24 protein-coding genes are annotated in these 24,293 nt (G+C 33.9%); all 24 read left to right on the top strand.

Annotated features, from left to right (window positions below; translation table 11 throughout):
• The first annotated feature begins 50 nt into the window (after positions 1-50).
• Positions 51-632, top strand: a complete 582-nt coding sequence (gene pduL, locus BMX10_RS00305; protein ID WP_334292652.1) for a phosphate propanoyltransferase — start codon at positions 51-53, stop codon at positions 630-632.
• A gap of 17 nt (positions 633-649) precedes the next feature.
• Entirely contained in the window at positions 650-1,318 is a 669-nt protein-coding gene (gene deoC / locus BMX10_RS00310) for a deoxyribose-phosphate aldolase (protein WP_090437702.1), read from the top strand.
• Positions 1,319-1,512: 194 nt separating this feature from the next.
• Positions 1,513-1,779 (top strand): hypothetical protein, encoded by a 267-nt coding sequence (locus BMX10_RS00315; protein ID WP_090437703.1) that lies wholly within the window; start codon positions 1,513-1,515, stop codon positions 1,777-1,779.
• Positions 1,780-1,920: 141 nt separating this feature from the next.
• Positions 1,921-2,469, top strand: a complete 549-nt coding sequence (locus tag BMX10_RS00320) for a YhcN/YlaJ family sporulation lipoprotein (protein ID WP_090437704.1) — start codon at positions 1,921-1,923, stop codon at positions 2,467-2,469.
• A 111-nt stretch (positions 2,470-2,580) separates the two neighbouring features.
• Positions 2,581-3,729: a CbiX/SirB N-terminal domain-containing protein gene (locus tag BMX10_RS00325; RefSeq protein ID WP_090437706.1), complete on the top strand. Its 1,149-nt coding sequence runs from the start codon at positions 2,581-2,583 to the stop codon at positions 3,727-3,729.
• Between the two features lie 84 nt (positions 3,730-3,813).
• The gene (gene lgt / locus BMX10_RS00330; protein WP_090437708.1) at positions 3,814-4,539 is read left to right on the top strand and encodes a prolipoprotein diacylglyceryl transferase; all 726 of its coding nucleotides are present in this window, start codon (positions 3,814-3,816) and stop codon (positions 4,537-4,539) included.
• 233 nt (positions 4,540-4,772) lie between these two features.
• Positions 4,773-5,204 carry a division/cell wall cluster transcriptional repressor MraZ gene (gene mraZ, locus BMX10_RS00335; RefSeq protein ID WP_090437710.1) on the top strand — a complete coding sequence of 144 codons (432 nt, stop codon included), beginning with the start codon at positions 4,773-4,775 and terminating at the stop codon, positions 5,202-5,204.
• A gap of 16 nt (positions 5,205-5,220) precedes the next feature.
• Entirely contained in the window at positions 5,221-6,156 is a 936-nt protein-coding gene (gene rsmH / locus BMX10_RS00340; protein WP_090437712.1) for a 16S rRNA (cytosine(1402)-N(4))-methyltransferase RsmH, read from the top strand.
• A gap of 43 nt (positions 6,157-6,199) precedes the next feature.
• Positions 6,200-6,688, top strand: a complete 489-nt coding sequence (locus BMX10_RS00345) for a cell division protein FtsL (RefSeq protein ID WP_090437714.1) — start codon at positions 6,200-6,202, stop codon at positions 6,686-6,688.
• Positions 6,689-6,703: 15 nt separating this feature from the next.
• Positions 6,704-8,875 carry a stage V sporulation protein D gene (locus BMX10_RS00350; protein WP_090437716.1) on the top strand — a complete coding sequence of 724 codons (2,172 nt, stop codon included), beginning with the start codon at positions 6,704-6,706 and terminating at the stop codon, positions 8,873-8,875.
• Positions 8,876-9,285: 410 nt separating this feature from the next.
• Positions 9,286-10,749: a UDP-N-acetylmuramoyl-L-alanyl-D-glutamate--2,6-diaminopimelate ligase gene (locus BMX10_RS00355; RefSeq protein ID WP_090437718.1), complete on the top strand. Its 1,464-nt coding sequence runs from the start codon at positions 9,286-9,288 to the stop codon at positions 10,747-10,749.
• Positions 10,746-12,131, top strand: a complete 1,386-nt coding sequence (locus BMX10_RS00360; RefSeq protein ID WP_090437720.1) for a UDP-N-acetylmuramoyl-tripeptide--D-alanyl-D-alanine ligase — start codon at positions 10,746-10,748, stop codon at positions 12,129-12,131. The genes BMX10_RS00355 and BMX10_RS00360 overlap by 4 nt, the downstream gene beginning before the upstream one ends.
• A 5-nt stretch (positions 12,132-12,136) precedes the next feature.
• Positions 12,137-13,132: a phospho-N-acetylmuramoyl-pentapeptide-transferase gene (mraY, locus tag BMX10_RS00365; RefSeq protein ID WP_090437722.1), complete on the top strand. Its 996-nt coding sequence runs from the start codon at positions 12,137-12,139 to the stop codon at positions 13,130-13,132.
• 16 nt (positions 13,133-13,148) lie between these two features.
• Positions 13,149-14,516 (top strand): UDP-N-acetylmuramoyl-L-alanine--D-glutamate ligase, encoded by a 1,368-nt coding sequence (murD, locus tag BMX10_RS00370; protein ID WP_090437724.1) that lies wholly within the window; start codon positions 13,149-13,151, stop codon positions 14,514-14,516.
• A gap of 1 nt (position 14,517) precedes the next feature.
• Complete coding sequence (gene ftsW / locus BMX10_RS00375; RefSeq protein ID WP_090437726.1) at positions 14,518-15,636, top strand: putative lipid II flippase FtsW; 1,119 nt, start codon at positions 14,518-14,520, stop codon at positions 15,634-15,636.
• Between the two features lie 5 nt (positions 15,637-15,641).
• Positions 15,642-16,754 carry an undecaprenyldiphospho-muramoylpentapeptide beta-N-acetylglucosaminyltransferase gene (gene murG / locus BMX10_RS00380; protein WP_090437730.1) on the top strand — a complete coding sequence of 371 codons (1,113 nt, stop codon included), beginning with the start codon at positions 15,642-15,644 and terminating at the stop codon, positions 16,752-16,754.
• Positions 16,755-16,884: 130 nt separating this feature from the next.
• On the top strand, positions 16,885-18,135 hold the full coding sequence (murA, locus tag BMX10_RS00385) for a UDP-N-acetylglucosamine 1-carboxyvinyltransferase (protein ID WP_090437732.1): 1,251 nt from the start codon (positions 16,885-16,887) through the stop codon (positions 18,133-18,135).
• Between the two features lie 165 nt (positions 18,136-18,300).
• A complete protein-coding gene (locus BMX10_RS00390; RefSeq protein ID WP_090437734.1) occupies positions 18,301-19,086 on the top strand; it encodes a cell division protein FtsQ/DivIB in 786 nt (261 codons plus the stop codon).
• The gene (locus BMX10_RS00395) at positions 19,086-19,814 is read left to right on the top strand and encodes a DUF881 domain-containing protein (protein WP_244272571.1); all 729 of its coding nucleotides are present in this window, start codon (positions 19,086-19,088) and stop codon (positions 19,812-19,814) included. The genes BMX10_RS00390 and BMX10_RS00395 overlap by 1 nt, the downstream gene beginning before the upstream one ends.
• Before the next feature lie 22 nt (positions 19,815-19,836).
• A complete protein-coding gene (locus BMX10_RS00400; RefSeq protein WP_090437738.1) occupies positions 19,837-20,559 on the top strand; it encodes a DUF881 domain-containing protein in 723 nt (240 codons plus the stop codon).
• Between the two features lie 2 nt (positions 20,560-20,561).
• Entirely contained in the window at positions 20,562-20,903 is a 342-nt protein-coding gene (locus BMX10_RS00405; protein WP_170834616.1) for a small basic family protein, read from the top strand.
• A gap of 294 nt (positions 20,904-21,197) precedes the next feature.
• Complete coding sequence (gene ftsZ / locus BMX10_RS00410) at positions 21,198-22,283, top strand: cell division protein FtsZ (RefSeq protein WP_090437742.1); 1,086 nt, start codon at positions 21,198-21,200, stop codon at positions 22,281-22,283.
• A gap of 332 nt (positions 22,284-22,615) precedes the next feature.
• The gene (spoIIGA, locus tag BMX10_RS00415; RefSeq protein WP_090437743.1) at positions 22,616-23,506 is read left to right on the top strand and encodes a sigma-E processing peptidase SpoIIGA; all 891 of its coding nucleotides are present in this window, start codon (positions 22,616-22,618) and stop codon (positions 23,504-23,506) included.
• Between the two features lie 43 nt (positions 23,507-23,549).
• Complete coding sequence (gene sigE, locus BMX10_RS00420) at positions 23,550-24,284, top strand: RNA polymerase sporulation sigma factor SigE (protein WP_170834617.1); 735 nt, start codon at positions 23,550-23,552, stop codon at positions 24,282-24,284.
• Positions 24,285-24,293: the final 9 nt, after the last annotated feature.

Here is a 24,293-nt window from a genome sequence, read left to right on the forward strand (position 1 = left end):
ATGAAGAATAAACAAAAACCATATTGACATTTATTTAACAAGGAGGAATTATGATGGGAGAAAAGAAGCTACCAATCGCATTATCAAATCGTCATCTTCATTTAAGCCAAGAGCATATCGAAATATTATTTGGTGAAGGCTATGAGTTAAATAAATTTAAAGATTTATCTCAACCTGGACAATTTGCAGCACAAGAAAAAGTTGACTTAGTAGGACCTAAAGGCACATTAAAGGGAGTTCGGGTTTTAGGACCAGCTAGACCTAACACACAAATTGAAATATCATTGACAGATGGATTCGTTTTAGGTGTAACACCACCTGTGAGAGACTCTGGGGATGTGGCAGGAAGTCCGGCAGTAAAAATTGTAGGACCAAAAGGAGAAGTACAATTAAAAGAAGGTGTATTAGCCGCTTCTAGACATATTCATATGCATACAGATGATGCAGAAAAATTTGGGGTAGAAGATAAACAAAGAGTAAAAGTAAGAACTACTGGAGAGAGAGCAGTTGTATTTGAAAATGTATTAGTAAGAGTACATCCAACATTTGCCTTAGAAATGCATGTAGATATTGATGAAGGAAATGCTGCAGGAATAAAAAATGGTGAATTAGTAGAACTAATTACTGAATAAGATAGGTGAGAAAAGATATGAATATTGGTCAATACATAGATCATACAATCTTAAATGCAGATGCTACTCAGTTGGACATAGAAAAGATATGTAATGAAGCGAAGGAATATAGGTTGTATTCTGTTTGCGTTAATAGTTGTAATGTAGCATATGTTGCAGAAGCATTAAAAGGAACTGAGGTGAAAGTAACCTCTGTTGTAGGTTTTCCTTTGGGAGCCTCATCAATAGAAGCAAAAGCTTTTGAGACAAAGAATGCAATAGAAAAAGGTGCCAATGAAATTGATATGGTTATCAACATAGGTGCATTAAAAAGTGGAAATGAAGACTATTTGTTTAAAGACATAAGGGCTGTTGTTGAAGCGGCATCAGATAATGCTCTTGTCAAAGTTATTATTGAAACAGCCTTATTAAGTGAGGAAGAAAAAATAACAGCATGTAAAATTGCTAAAGCTGCAGGGGCTCATTATGTAAAAACTTCAACAGGCTTCAGTACAGGAGGAGCCACAGTGGAAGATATTAAGCTGATGAGAAAAATTGTCGGACCAGAAATTGGAGTAAAGGCTTCTGGAGGTATAAGAGATTTTCAAAAAGCCAAAGCTATGATTGAAGCAGGCGCTACAAGACTTGGTGCAAGTGCTTCTGTCAGCATAGTGAAAGGTTTAGAAGAAGATAATAATGGATATTAAATTTAAGCCTATGTTCTATAGAACATAGGCTTAAATTTATTTAAAACTCCACGTGAAATTGCTTTACAGCTTCAATCTTAGTTGTTTAAATAGTGTAATTTGTGGAATTAATTTAGCAAACTTTGAGAACAAATGAAAAAATTGTTTAAATAAAAGCACCCACTAGAGAGAAAATATATCTAGGAGGTGATAATTTGAAAAATAAAAAGCTTTTATTAACGATTTGTATTTTTCTAATTTTAGCAATGACGATTAGTGGTTGCAGACCAGCTGAAAGACCAGTACCAGATCCTGTTCCTCAAGAAACACAACCGGGAGTGCGTGATCCTGTTGCACCTGCTCCAGGGCAACCAGCAGAACCAATAACGCCACGGGAACCTAGAGAGGCAATACCAGAAGGAGATGTAAGGACACCTGAAGAAGATCCAACGGTGCCTAGAGATATGCCCCCTCGTCAATAAGTATAAGAACTAAAAAATAAAGTCCTATATTGAAGATATAAGACTTTATTTTTTGGGGGCTGTAAAACAATGAGATTTTTTGAAAAAAGTAGCTAAATAAAAAAAGCACCTAGAGAGAAAATATAACTAGGAGGTGATAATTTGAAAAATAAAAAGCTTCTATTAATCATTTGTATCTTCCTCATTATAGCTATGGCTATTACCGGATGCAGACCAGCTAGAAGACCAGTGCCGGAGGAAGCACCACCAGCACCTGTACCTGGAGAACAAGCAGATGATGGAACAGTACGAGAGATGAGAGATCCTGAAGATGATAGAACTGCACCCAGAAATATGCAACCAGTAGAAATGGAACAGGATTTGATGATTAGGGCCGATAGAATAGTAAATGAAGTAGTTAGATTAGAGGAAGTACGAAGTGCTACTGTTGTTATTTCAGAGAATACTGCACTAGTAGGTGTAACACTGGCGGATAGAGACAGAGAAGAAATTGATAGGGATGTGGAAAAAAGGATTGAGGAGACAGTAAAAGAAGCAGATAGACATATTGACAGAGTAGCAGTTACCGCAGATCCAGATTTATTTAGCAGGATAGAAAGTATTGCTAGGGAAGCTGGAAGAGGAAGACCTTTAAGCGGATTTGGACGTGAAATAGAAGAAATCTTTAGAAGAATTACTCCTAAAGCATAGCATAAAATGAATGAAGATGGAGCTTGACTCTATCTTTATTCATTTTATAGAGTTATTTTTCATACTATTATAGAAGAAAAGCTTAATAGAAACCTATAAAGGATGGAGAATATGAGTACAATTTTGGTATCTATGTTTCTGACAATAGTAGTATTAATAGCTTTCATTACGAATGGCTTATTAGAAAGAATTTTTTGGATTACAGGTGCTATTTTAGTGGGGGTGCTCTTTAAAGAGTATAAACAGATAAGTAAATGGAATTATTGGAGAAATACTTTTAAAGGCATGATTTTAGGCTATATTGTAGTAATGCTCTTATTAATGAACCTGCAGCATCCAATTGAAGAAATTTATGTGGGTAAAAATTATGTACCTACAAATAAATCAGCAATCGTGTTGATATTCTCAGGAGAACCTAGTACCTACGACATTTCTTTGGCATCAAGAAATTACACAAATAACATGAAATTATGGGAAATCCTATGGATGCCACTTAAACTATTTAGAGAAAAAATCAGCTATGAAAAAGCAAATACTCAATGGGAAGAATATTTCAGTTCAAGATTAAAGCGTTTAATGGAAGAAGAGTTGGGAGATAAATACAATGTGTATAATGCGTATGTATCGAAGACACCTTATTTACAGGAAACTATGAATAGAATTATACGTGATGGAAACCAAAAAATAATATTTTGTCCGATGTTTCTAACGGAATCCACAGACTATATAAACCTTCAAGAAGAAATAAAAAGAATAAATCTTCAACAATATAGGACTGAAGTATATATAACACAGCCATTATGGAATAGCGATACGATAGCTAGATCCTTTGCAAGTGAAATCAATAAATCTAAAGCTAGTGAACATAAATACAACATTGGTATTCTATTAGTAGGTGAAGAAATAACAAAGAGTAACTATAATTTTCCATATATTAAACAGGATTTATTATTTAGAGAAAAAGTAAAGGATTTACTTGTAAGGGATGGATATAATAATAATAAAATACGTCTTACGGCTTTTAATAAAAGAAATGTTAAAGATGAGATTGAAAAGCTTATGGAGTATGGAGTTGCAGAGATTATTTTAGTTCCATCAACAACTAGTTTACATAGTATTGCCAATCAGCTTAAAATGGAGAAAATAATTAAATCAATAGAGACGCCTTATACAGTAGAGGTTTATTCTCTTAATCCATGGATTTATAATGATGACATAGCTAGAGAATTATTAAATAGAATACAATTGTTAAATCTCTAGTTTGACTTTTATAGGAAAGTTAACTATAATTTACTTCAGATAAATGAAATAGACAGAGAAAAAATAGAGCAAAGGATGATAAGTATGGACCCAATAGCTTTTAGAGTTTTTGGTATTGCAGTAGCTTGGTATGGTATTATTATTTCGATTGGTATTTTTATGGGTATTTTTGTCGCCACCATTAGAGCAAAAAAAGAAAATTTGTATGAAGATGTTATTTTAGATCTTGCCCTTATTGCGGTTCCGGCAGCAGTAGTAGGGGCGCGATTATATTATGTTATTTTTAAGTGGGATTATTATGGACAGAACCTAAGTCATATTTTACGAATGAGATTAGGGGGATTGGCCATCCACGGTGGTGTGATTGCAGGAGTTTTAGCAGGTTACCTTTTTTGTAAATACAAAAAAATCTCATTTTGGAAGCTGGCAGATATCTGCGCTCCCAGCATCATCCTAGGACAAGCAATAGGAAGATGGGGTAATTTTTTTAATCAAGAGGCTTATGGTAGACCCACTGACTTGCCTTGGGCAATAGAAATAGAGGGAACGATGGTGCATCCCACCTTCCTATATGAGTCAATATGGAATTTTGGAGTATTTGCATTTCTATTGTACTATACTAAAAAGAAAAAATTTAGAGGGCAAATATTTTTGTATTATTTAATCCTATACTCTATCGGAAGATTTTTTATTGAGGGACTTAGAATCGATAGTTTAATGATAGGTCCATTAAGAACTGCACAGGTGATCAGTATCATCACTATTGTGGGAGCATTGATTTTTATGAAACTATTAAAAAATAATAAATAGCAAAGAATATAATGAAATTGCGAGTTTAGTATAATTGAAAAGGGTGCTTCATTTTAAAAAGAACTGTCATTTAGCTGTGACAGTTCTTTTTGTATTGAATCTATTGTAGAACCAGAGTACTATAAAAAATTTTTTTCGCTAATTAGAAGGATTTTACAAAAATCTATAGAAATAATATAAAAAGTGGTGAAAAGTGGTATAAAGTGGGGGAGTTTCCCTAAGGTGGGATGAAAATGTTTATTGGTGAATATAACCATTCAATTGATACAAAGGGTAGACTAAGTGTTCCTTCTAAGTTTAGAGAAGAATTAGGAGAGCACTTTATTGTGACAAAAGGCTTAGATAACTGTTTATTTGTATACCCTTTAGAGGAATGGAAAATATTAGAAAACAAATTAAAACAACTTCCTATGACCAATAGAGACGCTAGAGCTTTTGTAAGGTTTTTTTTCGCAGGAGCAACAGAATGTGAATTGGACAATCAGGGAAGAATAAGAATACCCAATAATTTGAGAGAACATGCCTTCCTTGAAAAAGAAGCAATAATTATAGGGGTTGCTACTCGATTAGAAATATGGAGTCTTGATCAATGGAATCAATACAATAATGACGCTAATTTGAGCTATGATGAAATTGCTGTCAAGATGCAGGAGTTAGGAATATAGATATGAAGGTGATAAAATGGATTTCCAACATGTATCAGTCTTATTAGAGGAATGCATAGAAGGTTTAAATATAAAAAGCGAAGGTGTCTACATAGATGGGACCTTAGGTGGCGCTGGACATACAGCAGAAATAGCAAAAAAATTGAATGAAAATGCTTTGCTAATAGGTATAGACCAAGATAAAAATGCTATTAAGGCAGCAACTGAAAAGCTAAAGGGTTACCCATGTGATATTAAATTAGTACATAATAATTTTAGAAATTTAGAGATGATTTTAAATGATTTAGAAATTGATGGTATAGACGGAATCTTACTGGACTTAGGCGTATCTTCCCATCAATTAGATGAAGCAGAAAGAGGTTTTTCTTACATGCATAATGCCCAGTTGGATATGCGAATGGATATAAGAAAATCCTATACTGCTAAAGATGTAGTTAATCAGTACTCAGAAGAAGAATTATCAAAAATTATATGGAAATATGGGGAAGAAAAATGGGGTAAAAGAATAGCCCAGTTTATTGTAGAACACAGAAAAAATCAAGAGATAAATACTACCTATGAGCTTGTAGATATAATAAAAAAAGCCATTCCTAAAGGTGCTAGAAAAGAAGGGGGGCACCCAGCCAAAAGAACCTTCCAAGCCATTAGGATTGAAGTAAATGAGGAACTAGATGTTATAGGAGAAACAATCAAGACCGCCACTAAATATCTAAAACAAGGGGGACGTATATGTATTATTACATTTCACTCTTTAGAAGATAGAATTGTAAAAAATATTTTTAAAGAGTTAAATGATCCCTGTACATGTCCACCTCAATTCCCCATCTGTCAATGTGGGAATACAAAGCAACTACAAATTATTACTAGAAAGCCTATTGTACCTACAGAAAAGGAGCTAGAGATTAATCCCAGATCAAGAAGTGCAAAATTGAGAGTAGCCGAAAAAGCGTAAGATGATAAAGGATAAGAATATTAAGAAAGGGGGATGAATAGATTTGGTAGTAGCACGGAAAAAATATGATTATGCTCAACCTCAAGAACAACAACAGCAACAGCAGTTTAAAAAGCCTAAACCAAAAAGAAGCTACAGATTTGAAAAAATTGTAGTAAGCATTGGTATTATTGCTGCGCTTTCCTTAAGTTTGATGTTATTAACTAGATTTGCCGTTATTACTGAGACAAGGTATAGAGTAAATCATCTAAATACACAATTAGAACAACTGCATACTCAAAAGGAAAAGTTGAGAGTTGAAGCAGAAAAGGTTTCAAAATCTAGATGGATTGAGAGTGAAGCAATAGATAGATTAGATATGCAATATCCTTCACCAGAACAGATCCTCTATATTCATGTTCATCCCGCAGAAGTAGCTGAGCTTTCTAGTCAACTTAGCAGCAAAATAGAAGAAAATCCTACCTATCATGTGGCTTCTAATAACAACTTAAATAAAGTATTTGATATAATTGTTGGTTTGTTCAAAATTTAAAGGGGGAAAATCCTAGTGTCACAACCTAGTATTTCTAGTAAAAAAAGACTGGTATTTATCTTTGTCAGTGTATGCTTAGCAATGCTTGGTCTAATCATACGATTAGGATGGATACAAATTGTACAAGGAGAAAGATATAAGGAACTAGCTAATGCACAACAGACAAGGGATATTCCAATTCCGTCAAAAAGAGGAACGATATATGATAGAAATGGTAAAGAACTAGCTATCAGTGCCAGTACCAATACTGTTTGGGCAAGACCTAGAGAAATTGAAGATGCTAAGATAGCAGCAGAACTCCTAGGGGAAATTTTGCAACTGGATGTGGAGGAAACGATAGAAAAATTAGAGGATACTACATATGGGTTAGTAAGAATAGCCCGATGGATAGAGGATGACTTAGCAGAAGCCATTCGCTCAAAAAGAATAAAGGGTGTCTGGATTGCTGAAGATAATAAAAGGTTTTATCCCTATGGAAATTTTGCAGCTTATATATTGGGTCATACGACTGATGATAATAGAGGGATGGCTGGAATTGAGCTTGAGTATGAAAAATATTTAAGCGGACTGCCAGGGAGATGGATAAAGAATACAGACGGAGCAGGAAGACAACTAGCCTTTAGTGTAGAAAGATATTATCCTCCAGAGGATGGATTAAATCTTGTATTAACCATAGATGAAGTAATACAGCACTTTGCAGAAAAAGCTGTTGAAAATGCCTTAATTATGAATCAAGCTAAGAGGGCAACAGCTATCGTAATGGATATAAAAACAGGGGATGTTTTAGCAATGGCAATAAAACCTGATTATGATCCAAATGACCCCAGAACACCATTAGATGATGTATTAAGAGAACAGATAGAGGCTATGGATAATGAAAAAAAGCTAGAAGCATGGTTTAGTATGTGGAGAAATCCAGCCATTAATGATACTTATGAGCCAGGATCTACCTTTAAGATTTTAACTGCTGCTGCAGCTCTTGAGGAGGCAGTGGCAAATCCAAATAGTCAGTTTCATTGCACTGGTACAATTACTGTGGGTGGTCGCACAATAAAATGCTGGCGATACTATAATCCTCATGGAGCTCAAACCTTCACTGAGGCAGTACAAAATTCATGTAATCCAGTATTTGTAGAATTAGGGCAAAAAATGGGCGTTGAAACCTTTTATAACTATTTAGATGGTTTTGGAGTTGCTGATGTTACCGGTATTGATTTGCCGGGAGAAAGAAAATCAATTATGTATAACGTAAACAATGTAGGTCCAGTAGAACTAGCTACTATTTCCTTTGGTCAAAGTATATCCATCACTCCTATTCAACTAATAACTGCTGTGTCTGCAATTGCCAATGACGGCAACTTAATGAAACCCCGTATTGTAAAAGAGTTGTTGGATCATGAAGGCAAAGTAGTTCATCGTTTTGAAGAAACCATGGTGAGACAAGTGATTTCTTCTAAAACCTCAAAGGAAATAAGGGATATCATGGAATCAGTAGTAACAGAAGGTTCCGGCAAAAGTGCTTATATACCGGGCTACTCTGTTGGAGGTAAGACAGGGACAGCACAAAAGGTTGTAGATGGAAGATATGCTCAAGGAATATATGTATCTTCTTTTATTGGCATTGCTCCAAGTGATGATCCTCGATTAGCAGTCCTGGCAATAGTAGATGAGCCAGGAGGATATAGTCATTTTGGAAGCGTAGTTGCCGCACCTATAGCAAGAGAGATATTGGAAGAAAGCTTAAGATATTTAGATATTAAGCCAAAATATACAGATGAAGAAGCAGAAGCATTAATCCACAGAGAGGTTGTAATACCAGAGGTTAGGGGCTTGACAGTCAAGGAAGCATCACAGATATTAACACAAAGCAAATTAGAGCATGCCACTTGGCCAGAATATATAGGAGATGGTGAGAACATAGTTACTGATATGTTTCCAAAACCAAGTGCAAGGGTACCAGAAAAATCTATTATTATGTTATATACTAAGCATAATGAAAACATTCCTTCCTCCATTGTTTTACCGGATTTAAAGGGTAAAACAATCAGAGAAGCAAATGCTATATTAAATTCTTTAGGATTAAAACTCAAGATAACCGGCAGTGGTCTAGCTGATATGCAAACACCAGAAGCTGGAGCTGAAGTAGATCCAGGAACCATAGTGACTGTAGAATTTAAGCCCAATTAAAGCTTTGACAGTTATATTTTTACAAAAATTTTTATAAACCTTCTATAAAAAGGGCAACTGAGATTAAAGAGTAGTACTTTAATTTTAGGTTGCCTTTTAAAAAGTCAAACAAATGGTAATACAACATAGATAGGGATAAATATTTTTCTATTCAATAGAAAACAGTTTAAAGGATAAAATGAGACTTAATTCAGAGAAAGTTGGTACCAAGGCTGAATTATAATCGGATTTACTGGGGAATTATAGAGGTTAATCTGCCGCCTGGTAGAAACGAAAGTCTTTTCAAACACTGAAGAATAGTATAGGTAATGGCTTATTTGATATAGCTATTGACCTTTAAGAAACCAGTGAAAAATCCTAGGAGAAAAATCTTACTCCAAACTTTTATTCTATTGAACAGGGGGATATTTATGCTACTAAAGGATTTATTGCGGGGACTTAAAGTGAAGGAGATACAAGGAAATGATAAACTATTTATTAAAGATATAGCCTATAATTCGCAAAAATCGTCAGATGATAGTTTGTTTATCTGCATTGAAGGTTTAAAGACAGATGGACATTTATATATAAAGGATGCTATCAGAAGGGGTGCAATAGCTGTTATTGTTCAGAAGGATGTGAAAGTTGAAGGTGCTACTATTGTACAGGTAGAGGACACAAGAAAAGCACTAGCATTGATAGCCAACCGTTACCATCATCAGCCCAGCACTAAATTAAATCTAATAGGTGTCACGGGAACCAATGGGAAGACCTCTACCACTTATATGATAAAAAAAATTTTAGAAATCAATGAAAAGAAAATTGGTCTAATTGGTACAATCTCAAACTGGTTAGGGAATGAGAAAGAAGAGGATGATAGAACCACGCCGGAAGCATTAGACCTACAAAGACTACTCCATAGAATGGTTAAGAAAAAGATAAAAAGTTGTGTTATGGAAGTTTCTTCCCATTCTTTAGAATTACAAAGAGTTGAGGAATGCAATTTTACTATAGGAGTTTTTACTAATCTAACACCTGACCACTTAGATTTTCATGAGACTATAGAAAACTATAGAAATGCGAAGAAAAAACTTTTTTATAAAACTTCCTTTTATAATATTATCAATATAGATGATAATGATGGTAAAATCATATTAGATGAGATTAAGCATTTAGATACACCTATTTTAACCTATGGTGTCAATAGTGAAGCTGATATTTCAGCAAAAAATATTGTTATGACGATAAAGTCAGTTTCCTTTGATTTAATGACTCCAAGCTATGAAGAAAAGATTAAGATAAATATCCCAGGGATGTTTACTGTATACAATGCCTTAGCAGCCATTACAACTGCTTATTGTATGAGGATAGATCGAGAACAAATCAAGCTGGGCTTGCAGTCCATCAAAGGTATTGCAGGGAGAATAGAACCTATTGAAGAATTTAAAGAATTTGCTGTTATTGTTGATTACGCACATACGCCAGATGCATTAGAAAATATATTGAAATCTGTGAAGGGATTTGTTAATAATAAACTTATAACTGTTTTTGGTTGTGGTGGTGATAGAGATAGAAGCAAAAGACCTGTTATGGGAGAAATTTCTAGTAAGTTTAGTGATGTAACCATAATTACTTCTGATAACCCTAGATCAGAAAAACCAACAGAGATTATAGATATGATTGTGGAAGGTATAAGAGGAAATAAAGAGAAATATCATATAGTAGTAGATCGTAGAGAGGCTATCAGAAAAGCTTTGAAAAGTGCTGTTAAAGGCGATATAATTCTTATTGTTGGTAAAGGACATGAAACCTATCAGATTATTAATGAGAATGTAATAGAATTTGACGATAAAAAAGTTGCAATAGAGGTTGCAAGAGAGGAAGGAATATTATGATAAAACAGTCTTTTGAAAGTATTATAAGAGCCTGTAATGGGAAGGTAATACAAAGAGGCGTAGAAAAAAATATTGAAGATATCTCTACGGATACAAGAAAAATGAAGGATAATAGTCTGTTTGTTCCTCTAGTGGGAGAAAATTTTGATGGTCATGAATTCCTTGTTTCAGCTAAAAATAAAGGAGCCTGTGGTATTCTTTACACTAAAGGAAGAAGGATACCTATAGAGTCTTTAAATAATATATATATAATAGAAGTGGAGGATACCCTAGAAGCTCTACAAAATATCAGTAAGTATTATAGAGAGTTGTTTGATATTCCTTTTATTGCTATCACTGGCAGTACGGGGAAAACATCAACAAAGGATATGATTAGCAGTGTGCTCTCAAATAAATATAGTGTCCTTAAAAATATTGGCAACTTAAATAACGAGATTGGTTTGCCATTGACAGTATTTAACCTAGACAAACAACATGAAATAGCAGTTTTAGAGATGGGCATGTCTGGTGCTGGAGAAATCTTAGATTTGGCAAAAATTGTTAAGCCCACTGTTGCTGTTATAACCAATATAGGGGTTTCGCATATTGAATCATTAGGAAGTAGAGAAAACATAATGAAGGCTAAAATGGAAATAGCTACTTATTTGAAAAAAGATGATTATTTGCTTTTAAATGGAGACAATGATTTATTGAGTACGATAAAAAAAGAGAGGAGCATTTATCAAAAAGTGTTTTTTGGTCTATCTAAGAAGCATGACATATACCCTAAAAATCTAGTTGATTTGGGGGAAAATGGTTTCACTTTTGATATAGAAATTAATAATAAGGATTATGCCTTTGCTGTAAAACAGCCGGGTATACATAATGTATATAATGCCTTAGCTGCTATATGGATAGGTCTCCATAATGATATGGAAGTGCAAGCTATTCGAGAAGGATTACTGAAGCATGAAGCATCTAAAATGAGAATGGAGATCATCTCAAATTGTGATGTAAAAATAATCAACGATGCTTATAATGCTAGTCCAGATTCAATGAAGGCTGCCTTAAGAGTATTAGGGGATATAAAAGGGGCTAGAAAAATAGCTGTTTTAGGAGATATGTTTGAGCTGGGAGATTTTTCCCAAGAGGGACATCGCATGGTGGGAACTTTTGCAGTGGACGAAGTAGATATATTAATCACTGTAGGTAATTTGGCTAAGTGGATAGCTGATGAGGCGATAAAAAGAGGTAAGAAAGATCAAGTCTATACAATAACCTCTAATGATGAAGCAATAGAACTTCTTGATAAGCTTGTAGAAAAAGATGATGTTGTTTTAGTAAAGGGTTCAAGAGGGATGATGATGGAGGAGATTGTACGTTACTTACAAGAGAGGAGTTAATTTAGATGTTACAGCAAAACCAACTAATTTATACAATCATTATTGGATTTTTCATTACATTATTATTGGGACCATTGATCATTCCGTTTTTAAGAAGGCTTAAGGTAGGTCAAACTGTTAGAGAAGAAGGTCCTCAAAGTCATCTATCAAAAACTGGAACCCCAACCATTGGTGGTATTATCATCATTGTATCTATTATCATCACATCCTTTACCTCTGGTATTATAAATACAGATCTGTTGGTGGCTTTAGGCGCTACTATAGCCTTTGGTCTAATCGGCTTTATTGATGATTTTATAAAAGTTGTGCTAAAGAGAAATCTAGGACTTAGAGCATATCAAAAACTCTTATTACAAATAACAGTAGCAGTGTTTCTGGCTATCTATCAATCTAATGCTTCAGTTGTTCAAACAAAGGTGATTATTCCCTTTGTAGAAGGGAACCTTCAGATTGGCAATATAGTCATACCTCAATACTTTGATTTAGGGATTTTTTATATACCATTTATTGTATTTGTGGTAGTAGCAACGGTGAATAGTGTTAATCTAACAGATGGGTTGGATGGTTTGGCAGCAGGCGTAACCCTTATTATCACAGCATTTTTCAGTTTACTTGCCATGAGCTGGGGATACACAAGTTTAGCAATTTTCTCTAGTGCTGTAACGGGTGCTTGTTTAGGCTTTTTAAGATATAATACACATCCTGCCCAAGTTTTTATGGGGGATACTGGTTCTTTAGCTTTAGGAGGTGCCGTTGCTGCTGTAGCTATATTAATGAATGTACCGTTGATTATACCAATAGTTGGAGGGATATATTTCGCTGAAACAGTATCAGTGATCTTACAGGTGATTTCCTTCAAAGCTACTGGAAAAAGAATCTTCAAGATGACCCCGTTGCATCATCACTTTGAACTTAGTGGATGGGCAGAAACCAAAGTTGTAACAGTGTTTTGGATTGTAACTGTGGTTTTATGCTTAATAGGTATTTTGGCTTTACATTAAAAAGGAAGGTGTCAGTATGAATTTAGAAAATAAAAATGTTTTAGTTATAGGACTAGCTGTAACAGGAGTACCATTAGTAAAGACCCTTATAAAATTAGGAGCAAAGGTAATTGTAAATGACTTGAAATCAAAAGAAGCATTACAACAGAGTCTTGAGGAACTGGAGGGAATTGACTTTCAAGCTATCCTAGGGAAACATCCGGAGAATCCAGCCTTCTTAAAGAATTTGGACTTAGCTGTGGTATCCCCTGGAGTTCCATTGGATATTCCGTTTATAAAGGAATTAAGAAAAAATAAAATTGAAATCATCGGCGAGATAGAATTAGCTTATCGATTAAATAGAGCTCCTATCGTAGCTATTACTGGCACAAATGGCAAGACAACTACCACTGCTTTAGTAGGAGATATTTTTAGTAATGCAGGAGAAAAGACTTTTGTGGTGGGAAACATCGGAGTAGCTGCCATTTCTAAAGCGTTAGAAACACAGGAGGAAGATGTAGTGGTAATGGAGATCAGCAGCTTTCAATTGGAAAGTATTGTTGAATTCTCACCTAAGGTAGCTGCGATACTAAATCTAACACCGGACCATCTGAATCGCCATAAAACCATGGAGAACTATCGTGATGCTAAGTTTAGTATCTTTAAAAATCAAACAAAAGATGATTTTGCCATAATCAATTACGATGACCTTATTTGCAGAAATAATAGTGGAGCTATTAAAAGCAAAAAAATATTTTTTAGTAGAAAGGAACAACTGGAAAAGGGTGTTTTTGTAGAGAATGATGTTATAACAATCCATACAGATGCTGAGAAGCAAAAAGTAATTCACGTAGATGATATAAAAATACCTGGACAACACAACTTAGAAAATGCATTGGCGGCAACGGCAATGGCTCACGTAATGGGTATAAATATAGACATTATCAAAGAAACCCTAGGGACTTTTAATGGTGTAGAACATCGTATCGAATATGTAGCCTCAGTGAACGGAATACACTTCATTAATGATTCTAAGGCTACCAATACGGATGCTGCCATCAAAGCTATTGAAGCGGTATCAGCCCCTATTATTTTGCTAGCAGGCGGACTAGATAAAGCTAGTGAATTCAAAGACTTTATCAAAGCCTTTGATGGTAAAGTAAAACAATTAGTAGTTTATGGAGAAACATCTCAAAGCATCTATAATACAGCAAAAACATTAGGATTTCATGATGTTACTATAGCTGAAGCATTAGAAGAAGCTGTAGAATATGCATATAATATAGCAAGAGAAGGAGATACGATTTTACTTTCACCCGCCTGTGCTAGCTGGGATATGTACAAAAATTTTGAAGAAAGAGGTAATCATTTTAAAAAAATAGTTGCAAATATAAGGAGGTCTTAACATGGGAAAGAAGAATCCCTATGACTTCACCATTATAATCACTGTAGCGCTATTAGTAACCACCGGTATTATTATGGTTTTTAGTTCAAGCTTCTCCTATGCAATGGTGGTATTAGGAGATGGATATTATTTCTTGAAAAGAATCCTGATATGGACTGTTATTGGGAGCTCCGCCATGGTTTTTTGTGCAAAAATGAAGTATTGGAAATGGCCTAGATATGCAAATATATTACTATTGGTTAGTATTATCTTAATGATTTTAGTATTAACACCCATTGGGACGGAAATCAATTTTGCAAAGAGGTGGATTTTTGTAGGGCCCATCACTATTATGCCTTCAGAGATTGCTAAGTTTGCTGCTATCATCTTTGTCTCAACAAGTGTAACGAGAAAAAAAGAAAAAATTCAGAGCTTTTTTCATGGAGTAGTGCCATATTTATTATTAGCAGGGGTATTTTTTGGTCTTATTTATGCACAGCCAGACTTTAGTACGGCTTTTGTAGTAGTAGTTGTAATTATATCAATGATATTTGTAGGAGGTATGAAGCTATCTCACTTCATCGGCTTATCTGTTGCGGGTTTAGCAGGACTATCCTCCATGATTGCTTATATCTTCATAAGTGGAAAAGGGTATAAAGCCAAAAGAATAACGGCCTTCCTAGATCCTTGGGCAGATCCTACTGACAGTGGATTTCAAGCAGTACAATCTTTACTCGCTTTAGGTTCAGGAGGACTTTTTGGTAGAGGATTAGGAAGAAGTGTACAAAAACACTTTTATTTACCAGAGCCGCAAAATGATTTTATTTTTGCTATAATAGGAGAAGAACTTGGGTTTTTAGGTGGTGTAGCAGTTATTCTTCTATTTATGGTGTTGATTTGGAGAGGGATACGTATTGCCATTAATGCACCAGACCTGCTAAGCTGTTTAATGGCAACAGGAATCACTACTATGGTAATTGTGCAGGTAGTAATCAATATAGCCGTTGCCACCTCTTCCATGCCTGTTACTGGAATGCCTTTACCCTTTATAAGCTTTGGAGGTAATGCCCTTGTCATATTTATGGCAAGTATGGGTATCTTACTAAACATCTCTAAATATACCAACATGAATAGGAGCTGAAAAAATTGAGAGTAATCATCAGCGGTGGAGGAACTGGAGGCCATATCTATCCTGCTATTGCTATAGCCAATAAAATAAAAAAAGAGAATCCAAAGGCCAGCATTCTATTTATAGGTACAGAAAAGGGGATGGAAAAGGATATTGTCCCTAAGGAAGGCTATGAAATTAAAACTATCAAGGTCAGTTATTTAAAAAGAAAGATATCCATCCATAACATAAAAAGTGCTGGGATGCTATTACAGGGGTTATGGCAGTCTAGAAAAATAATAAAAGACTTTAAGCCAGACATAGTTATTGGTACGGGTGGATTTGTATCTGGACCGGTACTCTATGTTGCATCTAAAATGGGAATTAAGACAATTATTCATGAACAAAATGTTTTTCCTGGGATAGCTAATAAAATACTTGGCAACTATGTGGACAGAATCGCTATCAGCTTTGAAGAAGCAGAGAGATATTTTAAACATAAAAACAAACTGGTTGTAACAGGGAATCCTATAAGAGAGACATTTTTAACCATCTCTAAGGAAGAGGGAAAAAGAAGGTATAAATCAAAAACAAATAATCCCTTAGTATTAGTTGTGGGAGGAAGTGGTGGTTCTATTAGTATCAACAGAGCGATTTCTGATTTACTGATAAAACAACCAAATATTAAATTTGAAATACTGTTGGTGACGGGCAAAAAACACTATCATCAAGTAATGGAGACGATTTCCAAAAAGCAGGAAATAGTTCAGCATCACACTATCCAGGAATATATAAATGATATGCCCTATGCATTAAAGGCTTGTGATTTAATCATCTGCAGTGCTGGTGCTATTACCATAACAGAAATAAATGCAGTAGGCAAACCAGCTATCTTGATTCCAAAAGCTTATACTGCAGAAAACCATCAAGAATATAATGCCAGAGCCTTAGAGGCTAGGGGAGCGGCTTTGGTAATTAAAGAAAGAGATTTAAACAGCGGCACCTTATTAACCAACATGCAGCAAATTTTCGCCACTAAGGAAAAGCTTGAGGCTATGAAAAAAGCTAGTCTCGATGCATCAAAAAAACATGCAACAGATAAAATCTATCATCAAGTGATTGAACTAATAAATAAAGAAATAGTCCATTAATTAGGAACACCTTTAGAACTTTTGCATAATATGGTTATATATTTGTTTTATATTACATATCCTGCCGACGAATTACTTTACTGGTAATTTAAATATAAAACTATTCATTAAGTTCTGGAGGTGGCTTAAGGTGAGTAAGCTAATAATTAACGGAGGACATAAAATTCAAGGTGAATTAAAGGTTAGTGGTGCTAAAAACTCAGTACTACCAATATTAGCTGCAACAGTATTAAATGGAAAAATAAATGTGATTCATGATATTCCTCAACTATCTGATGTAAATGTTATGACAAAGATTTTAAGAGCAGTAGGATGTGTTGTAAAAAGAGAAAATAATACCATGATTGTGGACTCAAGTCGACTAAATAATTCTAAGATTCCTGAAGAATTAGTAAGAGAAATGAGATCCTCCATTGTATTTTTGGGTGCTATGCTGGCTAGGTGTGGAGAAACTGTAGTAAGCTATCCCGGGGGTTGTGAGATAGGACCAAGACCAATAGATTTACACCTAAAATCCTTAAGAGAAATGGGGGCGGAAATTGAGGAGGCCCATGGTTTTTTAACCTGTAAAGCAAAAGCCTTAAAAGGATGCGATATACAGTTGGATTTTCCAAGTGTAGGGGCAACAGAAAATATAATGCTGGCAGCTGTTTTTGCTGAAGGAACAACCATCATTAGAAATGCTGCTAGGGAACCTGAAATCAAAGATTTACAAGATTTTATTAATGCAATGGGGGGCAAAGTATCAGGTGCAGGAAGTGCCACAATAAGGATCAATGGTGTAAAAGAATTACAGGAGATAGAGCATACAATCATACCTGATCGGATCGTTGCCGGTACTTATTTGATTGCTACTGCCATGACAAAAGGAGAGATTGTATTAAAAAATGTTATACCAGAACATCTACAATCTACTATTTATAAGCTGAAAGAATCTGGTTGTAGAATATTATACACCCATGATAGTATAAAACTCATTGCACCTGAGAAGTTAAAGGCTATCGAATCTATAAAAACCTTACCCTATCCTGGATTTCCTACTGATATGCAATCTCAGATAATGGCATTAATGAGTATCAGTGATGGCATAAGCATTATAACTGAAAATATATTTGAAAACAGATATAAACATGCCTATGAATTAATAAGAATGGGAGCTAACATAAAAATTGATGGAAGAGTAGCTATTATAAAGGGAGTCCCTAAACTCACAGGAGCTAAAGTAACAGCCAATGATTTAAGAGGAGGAGCGGCACTTATTTTAGCAGGTATGGCAGCAGAAGGAACAACGATCATAGAAAACGCCAAGCATATAGAAAGAGGTTATGATCATATCCAAGATTCCTTAAAAAATGTAGGAGCAGATATAAGAAAATTGTAATCTGTTATGATAATTTTACTATGAATTGGGAGATCAATATTAAACAAAAAAATTCTAATAATAGAATAGACTAAAATGGAAATAGATACATTTTAAGTTGCAGCTATTGAGCTGCCCTTAAAACACCAAAAAATTGTACAAGTCATAAAAAGGTAGGAATCGTTTATGGAATACACCGAGATAAAAAGAGAAAAGAAAAGACGTCGAAGAAAAATAAGAAAAATACTAACTGGAATTTTTTTAATCATGGTTTTTATACTATGGAGTGTATATTTCTTATTAAAATCGGACTTATTCAATTTAAAAATAATTAGTATTGAAGGAAATAAAACATTAGCTGAAGAAGAAATAATTGAAATGGCAGAGCTTTACACAAATAGAAATATATACCAATACAGCCTATCCGATTTACAAGCTAAAGTAAAATCACATCCTTTTGTTGAGGATGCAATTATTAAAAGAAAAATTCCCAAAACAATCATAATTACAGTGAGAGAAAGAGAAAAGTATGCTATAATACCATATATGGGTACTTTCATATATATAGACCATAACAAAGTAGTTTTGAAGATATCTGACAGTTATTTAGAAGAAGATTTAATTTTGATAACTGGAGTAGATTTTAATAGCTTCAAACTAGGTGATGTAGTAGATATAAAGAATCCGCAACTGTTAAGTTTTGTCATGGGTTTTATTGAAGCTTCAAAAATGACATCTATTATAGATAGGATTTCTGAAATCAATATAGGGCAGGAAGCGTATATAAAATTAATCACCTTTGATGGAATAGAAATACTGTTGGCTGACACACAAGATCCTGCTTATTCAACATTGGCTTTAAAAGAAGTGTTGACGAATCTTTATACAAGAGATATAAAAAATGTAATTGTTGATATGCGATATAAAGGACAAATATCTATAAGAAATAGAGAACACTGGGAGGAAGATTGATGAATTTAAAAGGCAAAGTTTCTATTGGATTACTTTGCGGTATTTTAGGACTTATTATAGCTATGCAATTTAATACCATTAGAGATGCCACAGATGGAGGTTTTTTATCTACTCAAAAGGCCCAACAGCTGGCAATGGATTTAAGAAATTTAAGAACTGAAAAGGAAAGACTTAATGAGGAATTGACTAGCTTAGAAATTCGATTAAAGAATTATGAAGTCTCAGAAGCAGATGAAAATCTTATTATAAAAAATTTAAGAAGAGATTTAGAATATTATCAGCTATTAGCAGGATATAAAGAAGGGGAAGGGCCAGGTGTAGTAGTTACAATAGATGATCCTCCTAATGATTTCTTTATGGGAGGGGAAGGAAGCTTCATCATGTACAACTACGATGTATTGCTAGAAGTGATTAATCAATTAAATGCAGCAGGTGCAGAAGCGATAGCTATTAATGATCAAAGATATATATCTACTACTGAGATATATTATACCTCAAACTCTGTGTTAATCAATAACGTACCCACTAGACCACCATTTAATATAAAAGCAATAGGAAACCCAGAAACCTTAGAGGCTGCTTTAAATATAAGATATGGAATCGTATGGCAAATGAGACAATACCATAATTTACAGGTGAATGTCCGGAAAGAAAATGCTATTTTAATGCCACGTTATAACAAGATTATTCAACATGAGTATGCAAAACCCATTGAACCGATTCAGTAAGGATTGAGATGAGGGAGAAGCTATGAAAGCAATTTATCAAAACACCATTATTATGTTAATGTTTATTATTTTAGGATTTACAATAGTATTACAATTTAGAAATGATTCAGAAGACTATAGCTTTATCAGTGCAAAAACCTTGGATGACCTACAGGGGGCAATCAGTAAAGAAAGAGAAGAGATAAATAATATCAAAAGACTAATAGTTTCCACTGAAGAAAAGCTAAATGAATATCAAAGAGCATTAGAGGAAGAAGGAAGTATTAAAGAAGTCCTTATAAATGACATTAACACCATGAAGCTTATTAGTGGGTTTACAGATGTAGAAGGACCTGGTATCGTAATTAGGCTCAGTGATAGTATAAGAGAGCTTTATGAAGGAGAAGATCCAAATGATCTAATTGTTCATGATGGAGATGTATTAACGATACTAAATGATTTGAAAATAGCTGGAGCTGAAATTTTGTCTATTAATGGACAAAGAATATTAAGCACATCTGAAATAAAATGTACTGGACCTACAATTACTATAAATAATCATACCTATGGTCAACCATTCATTATCAAAGCTATTGGCAACCCTGAAACCTTAGATGCTGCTATAAAGGCACCAGGTTCTTATACTTCAAATTTAAAAGAAGTTTGGGATTTAATTGTAGAATCTTATGTAAGTGATAGGGTGAGAATATCAAGATATCAAGGAGACATGACAATAAGACACATAACGCCATTGGAAGGGGAGTAATTATGTTATTTGCTATTATTGGTTTAATGTTGGGAATTTTTTTGGGTTTGTATTTACCTGTAACTTATCCTGCCACTTACTCTTTATATATTTCAGTAGCTATACTGGCAGCACTAGATTCTGTTTTTGGCGCCCTTAGATCAAGTATTGAGAACAAATTTAACACAGAGATTTTTGTTTCAGGTTTCTTTGGTAATGCAATATTAGCTGGTATTTTAGCATACATAGGGGACCGATTAGGTGTTCCCCTATATTATGCTGCTATTTTTGCTTTTGGAGGAAGATTATTCCAAAACTTTGCTATTATTCGCAGACATCTCTTAGAGCGTTTGCGTTCCAGATAAATCAGAAATAATTATTTGTAATATAAATTATAATTGAAAAAAGGAAAATTCAGTTTTTTGTTGAATGTATAACATTAATGAATTTATTTGTAAGATTAAATTCTGTAAATCACTATATTGTCAAATCAAATTTTTATTTCTTGTTAATATAGATGATAGATAGAGTATAATTCAATTGTAGCCTTGCGACCTATAGATATGTCAACAAAAATGTGATAAAGTTGAAAAAATTATACTTCGCAAAATAGAAATTCAAATGAAAACAGGGTATTTACATAACAAGGGGGTAATATTGTGTTAGAATTTGATGTAGATATGGATCAATTTGCTCAAATTAAAGTAATAGGTGTCGGAGGAGGAGGGAATAACGCTGTTAACCGTATGATAGAAGCTGAATTAAAAGGCGTTGAATTTATTGCAATCAATACGGATAAGCAAGCATTATTTACTTCTAAAGCTGAACACAAAATACAAATTGGAGAAAAATTAACAAGAGGACTAGGAGCAGGAGCTAACCCTGAGATTGGAAAAAAAGCAGCTGAGGAAAGTAGAGAAGATATTCATAAGCTACTGCAAGGGGCAGACATGGTATTTATCACTGCTGGAATGGGGGGCGGCACTGGAACCGGAGCAGCACCTATCGTAGCAGAGGTAGCAAAAGAGCTAGGCATTTTGACAGTAGGTGTAGTAACAAAACCTTTTACCTTTGAAGGCAAGCGAAGAATGTTACATGCTGAACAAGGGATACAGGAGTTAAAAGGACGAGTAGACACATTGGTTACTATTCCTAACGATAGATTACTACAAGTCATTGAAAAAAAGACAACTATGCTAGATGCATTTAGAATAGCTGATGACGTATTAAAGCAAGGTGTGCAGGGTATCTCTGATTTGATAGCTGTTCCAGGATTAGTAAACCTTGACTTTGCTGATGTTAAGACCATCATGTTAGAACAAGGACTAGCCCATATGGGTATTGGAAGAGCTAGTGGAGAAAATCGAGCTGCAGAGGCAGCAAAGCAAGCAATTCACAGTCCATTATTGGAAACATCAATAGAGGGAGCAAAGGGTGTATTGTTAAACATCACTGGTGGCTCTAGCTTAGGATTATTTGAAGTGAATGAAGCAGCAGAGTTAGTAACACAAGCAGCTGACCAAGATGCTAATATTATTTTTGGTGCTGTTATTAATGAAGAGTTAAAAGATGAGATCAGAATAACTGTTATAGCGACAGGCTTTGAACAAGATTTATCAAAAAAATCAGGTCAAAGCAGCACATCTTCTATTAATGCCACACAAAAAGAAGTGGCAGCTGGAGATGCTAATGGGAAACAAACTGATGATTTAGATATTCCTATATTTTTAAGAAGAAAAAAATGATTTTATAACTGCATATTTTTCTAAATGATTAATACAGCTGAAAAGGTTAAACTGTTTATTGCTTCTAAAACCCAATAACCCTAATGTATGAATATACATTAGGGTTATTGGGTTTTATTTAGTTACTCAAGTTAGCAATTTTCAATATCATGAGCTTTATTAGAAGAATGAAAGATATTTTATACACTTATTAAGAAATAGAATATAGAAATAATAATTCGACTTCACAAAATGACAAAAAAAATAGCCTATTTTTTATATAATATACATAAATCATCTTCATAATGAATACTTGTATAATAAGAGAGTTATGTCCCTTGGGAGGAAGTCAAATGGTAGTCTATGCCGAGTATGTGTTTTTAGAAAACTTCATTATGAATTTTGTAATATTATCTTTAACTGCAAAATTCGGTAAATATCCTACCAAAAAAATTAAACTATTAATTGCTTCTTCCATTAGTGCATTATATGCATTTATTATTTTTTTTCCATCATTGCATTTTTTATTTTCTATCATCATGAAAATAGCTTGCTCCATGATCATTATTGTATTAGCCTTTACCCCTTATAGCTTCAAGGATTTTTTTAGATTATTAGGAGTTTTTTATCTGATAACCTTAATATTTGGGGGAGCAGGCTTTGCTATTTTTTATTTTAGCAATTTTAATGGTATTATTAGCAACGGTATTTTTTACATTACAAACATTTCTATAAAAAACATATTTATAGCCTGTGGTGTAGGATATATACTAATCAATTTTTGTTGGGGATATATACAAAAACAGTTTTCTAAAGAGAAAATATTAATGCAGGTTAAAATCGAAATAGAGGGTACAACTGCCGAAGTCATTGGAATGGTTGATACAGGTAATTCATTAAAGGATCCCATAAGTCATTATCCTGTGATTATCGTAGAGTATGATGCTATTATTGATTTGCTACCACCTGAGGTGCAAAGATTATTTAGCTGTGAAGGCAAACCAAATTATACACAAATGGCACTGCTCTTAAACGACAGCAGTTGGATAACTCGACTTAGGATGATTCCATATAATGCCCTAGGAACTGAGAACGGGATGTTATTAGGATTTAAACCAGACTATGTATATATTCAAAAGGAAACAGATATAAAGAATATCAATGAAATCATTATAGCTATCTATGAAAGAAAACTATCAAAAGCAGGTGAGTATAGAGCATTATTACATCCAGATCTAATATAAGATAGGACAACAAGTTTGTTAACGAAATTAGGAGGGCTGCAAAATGAGACAATATATCATTAAGATGAAACTGATGTATCATTATTATTCTATTAAATTATTAAAGTATTTTAAAATATATTCTGAGGAAAGTATATTTTATATTGGAGGCAGCGAGACATTACCACCGCCTTTATCAAATGATGAAGAAAATTTCTTAATCGAAAAATTAAAAGATGATAAGAGTACTGTAAGAACTATTTTAATAGAGAGAAATTTGAGATTAGTTGTTTACATTGCAAGAAAATTTGAAAATACAGGGATAGGTGTAGAGGATTTAATATCTATAGGTACTATTGGTCTAATCAAAGCTGTAAACACCTTTAACCCAGAAAAGAATATTAAATTAGCAACCTATGCTTCTAGATGTATTGAAAACGAAATATTAATGTATCTAAGAAGAAACAGTAAAGTGAGGATGGAGGTTTCTTTTGATGAACCGTTAAATATTGATTGGGATGGAAATGAACTATTATTATCAGATATCTTAGGTACAGATAATGATATTATCTATAAATTTTTAGAAGAAGAAGTAGATAAAGAACTGCTTAAAGTAGCTTTAAATAAATTATCAAATCGGGAAAAGAAGATTATGGAGCTTCGTTTTGGGTTGAATAGTGGGAAAGAAAAAACCCAAAAAGAAGTAGCAGATATCCTAGGGATTTCTCAGTCCTACATTTCTAGACTAGAAAAAAGAATAGTTTCAAGATTAAAAAAAGAAATCAATCGTATGGTTTAAGCGACAATT

This window comes from Natronincola peptidivorans, from assembly GCF_900111615.1.
In the GTDB taxonomy this organism is placed as follows: Bacteria; Bacillota; Clostridia; order Peptostreptococcales; family Natronincolaceae; genus Natronincola_A; species Natronincola_A peptidivorans.

Bases quoted from the DNA above. Each gene is read 5' to 3' on its own strand.
- pduL (WP_334292652.1), top strand. From the start codon at position 51: ATGATGGGAGAAAAGAAGCTACCAATCGCATTATCAAATCGTCATCTT.
- deoC (WP_090437702.1), top strand. From the start codon at position 650: ATGAATATTGGTCAATACATAGATCATACAATCTTAAATGCAGATGCT.
- BMX10_RS00325 (WP_090437706.1), top strand. From the start codon at position 2,581: ATGAGTACAATTTTGGTATCTATGTTTCTGACAATAGTAGTATTAATA.
- lgt (WP_090437708.1), top strand. From the start codon at position 3,814: ATGGACCCAATAGCTTTTAGAGTTTTTGGTATTGCAGTAGCTTGGTAT.
- mraZ (WP_090437710.1), top strand. From the start codon at position 4,773: ATGTTTATTGGTGAATATAACCATTCAATTGATACAAAGGGTAGACTA.
- rsmH (WP_090437712.1), top strand. From the start codon at position 5,221: ATGGATTTCCAACATGTATCAGTCTTATTAGAGGAATGCATAGAAGGT.
- BMX10_RS00355 (WP_090437718.1), top strand. From the start codon at position 9,286: ATGCTACTAAAGGATTTATTGCGGGGACTTAAAGTGAAGGAGATACAA.
- BMX10_RS00360 (WP_090437720.1), top strand. From the start codon at position 10,746: ATGATAAAACAGTCTTTTGAAAGTATTATAAGAGCCTGTAATGGGAAG.
- mraY (WP_090437722.1), top strand. From the start codon at position 12,137: ATGTTACAGCAAAACCAACTAATTTATACAATCATTATTGGATTTTTC.
- murD (WP_090437724.1), top strand. From the start codon at position 13,149: ATGAATTTAGAAAATAAAAATGTTTTAGTTATAGGACTAGCTGTAACA.
- ftsW (WP_090437726.1), top strand. From the start codon at position 14,518: ATGGGAAAGAAGAATCCCTATGACTTCACCATTATAATCACTGTAGCG.
- BMX10_RS00390 (WP_090437734.1), top strand. From the start codon at position 18,301: ATGGAATACACCGAGATAAAAAGAGAAAAGAAAAGACGTCGAAGAAAA.
- BMX10_RS00395 (WP_244272571.1), top strand. From the start codon at position 19,086: ATGAATTTAAAAGGCAAAGTTTCTATTGGATTACTTTGCGGTATTTTA.
- BMX10_RS00400 (WP_090437738.1), top strand. From the start codon at position 19,837: ATGAAAGCAATTTATCAAAACACCATTATTATGTTAATGTTTATTATT.
- BMX10_RS00405 (WP_170834616.1), top strand. From the start codon at position 20,562: ATGTTATTTGCTATTATTGGTTTAATGTTGGGAATTTTTTTGGGTTTG.
- spoIIGA (WP_090437743.1), top strand. From the start codon at position 22,616: ATGGTAGTCTATGCCGAGTATGTGTTTTTAGAAAACTTCATTATGAAT.
- sigE (WP_170834617.1), top strand. From the start codon at position 23,550: ATGAGACAATATATCATTAAGATGAAACTGATGTATCATTATTATTCT.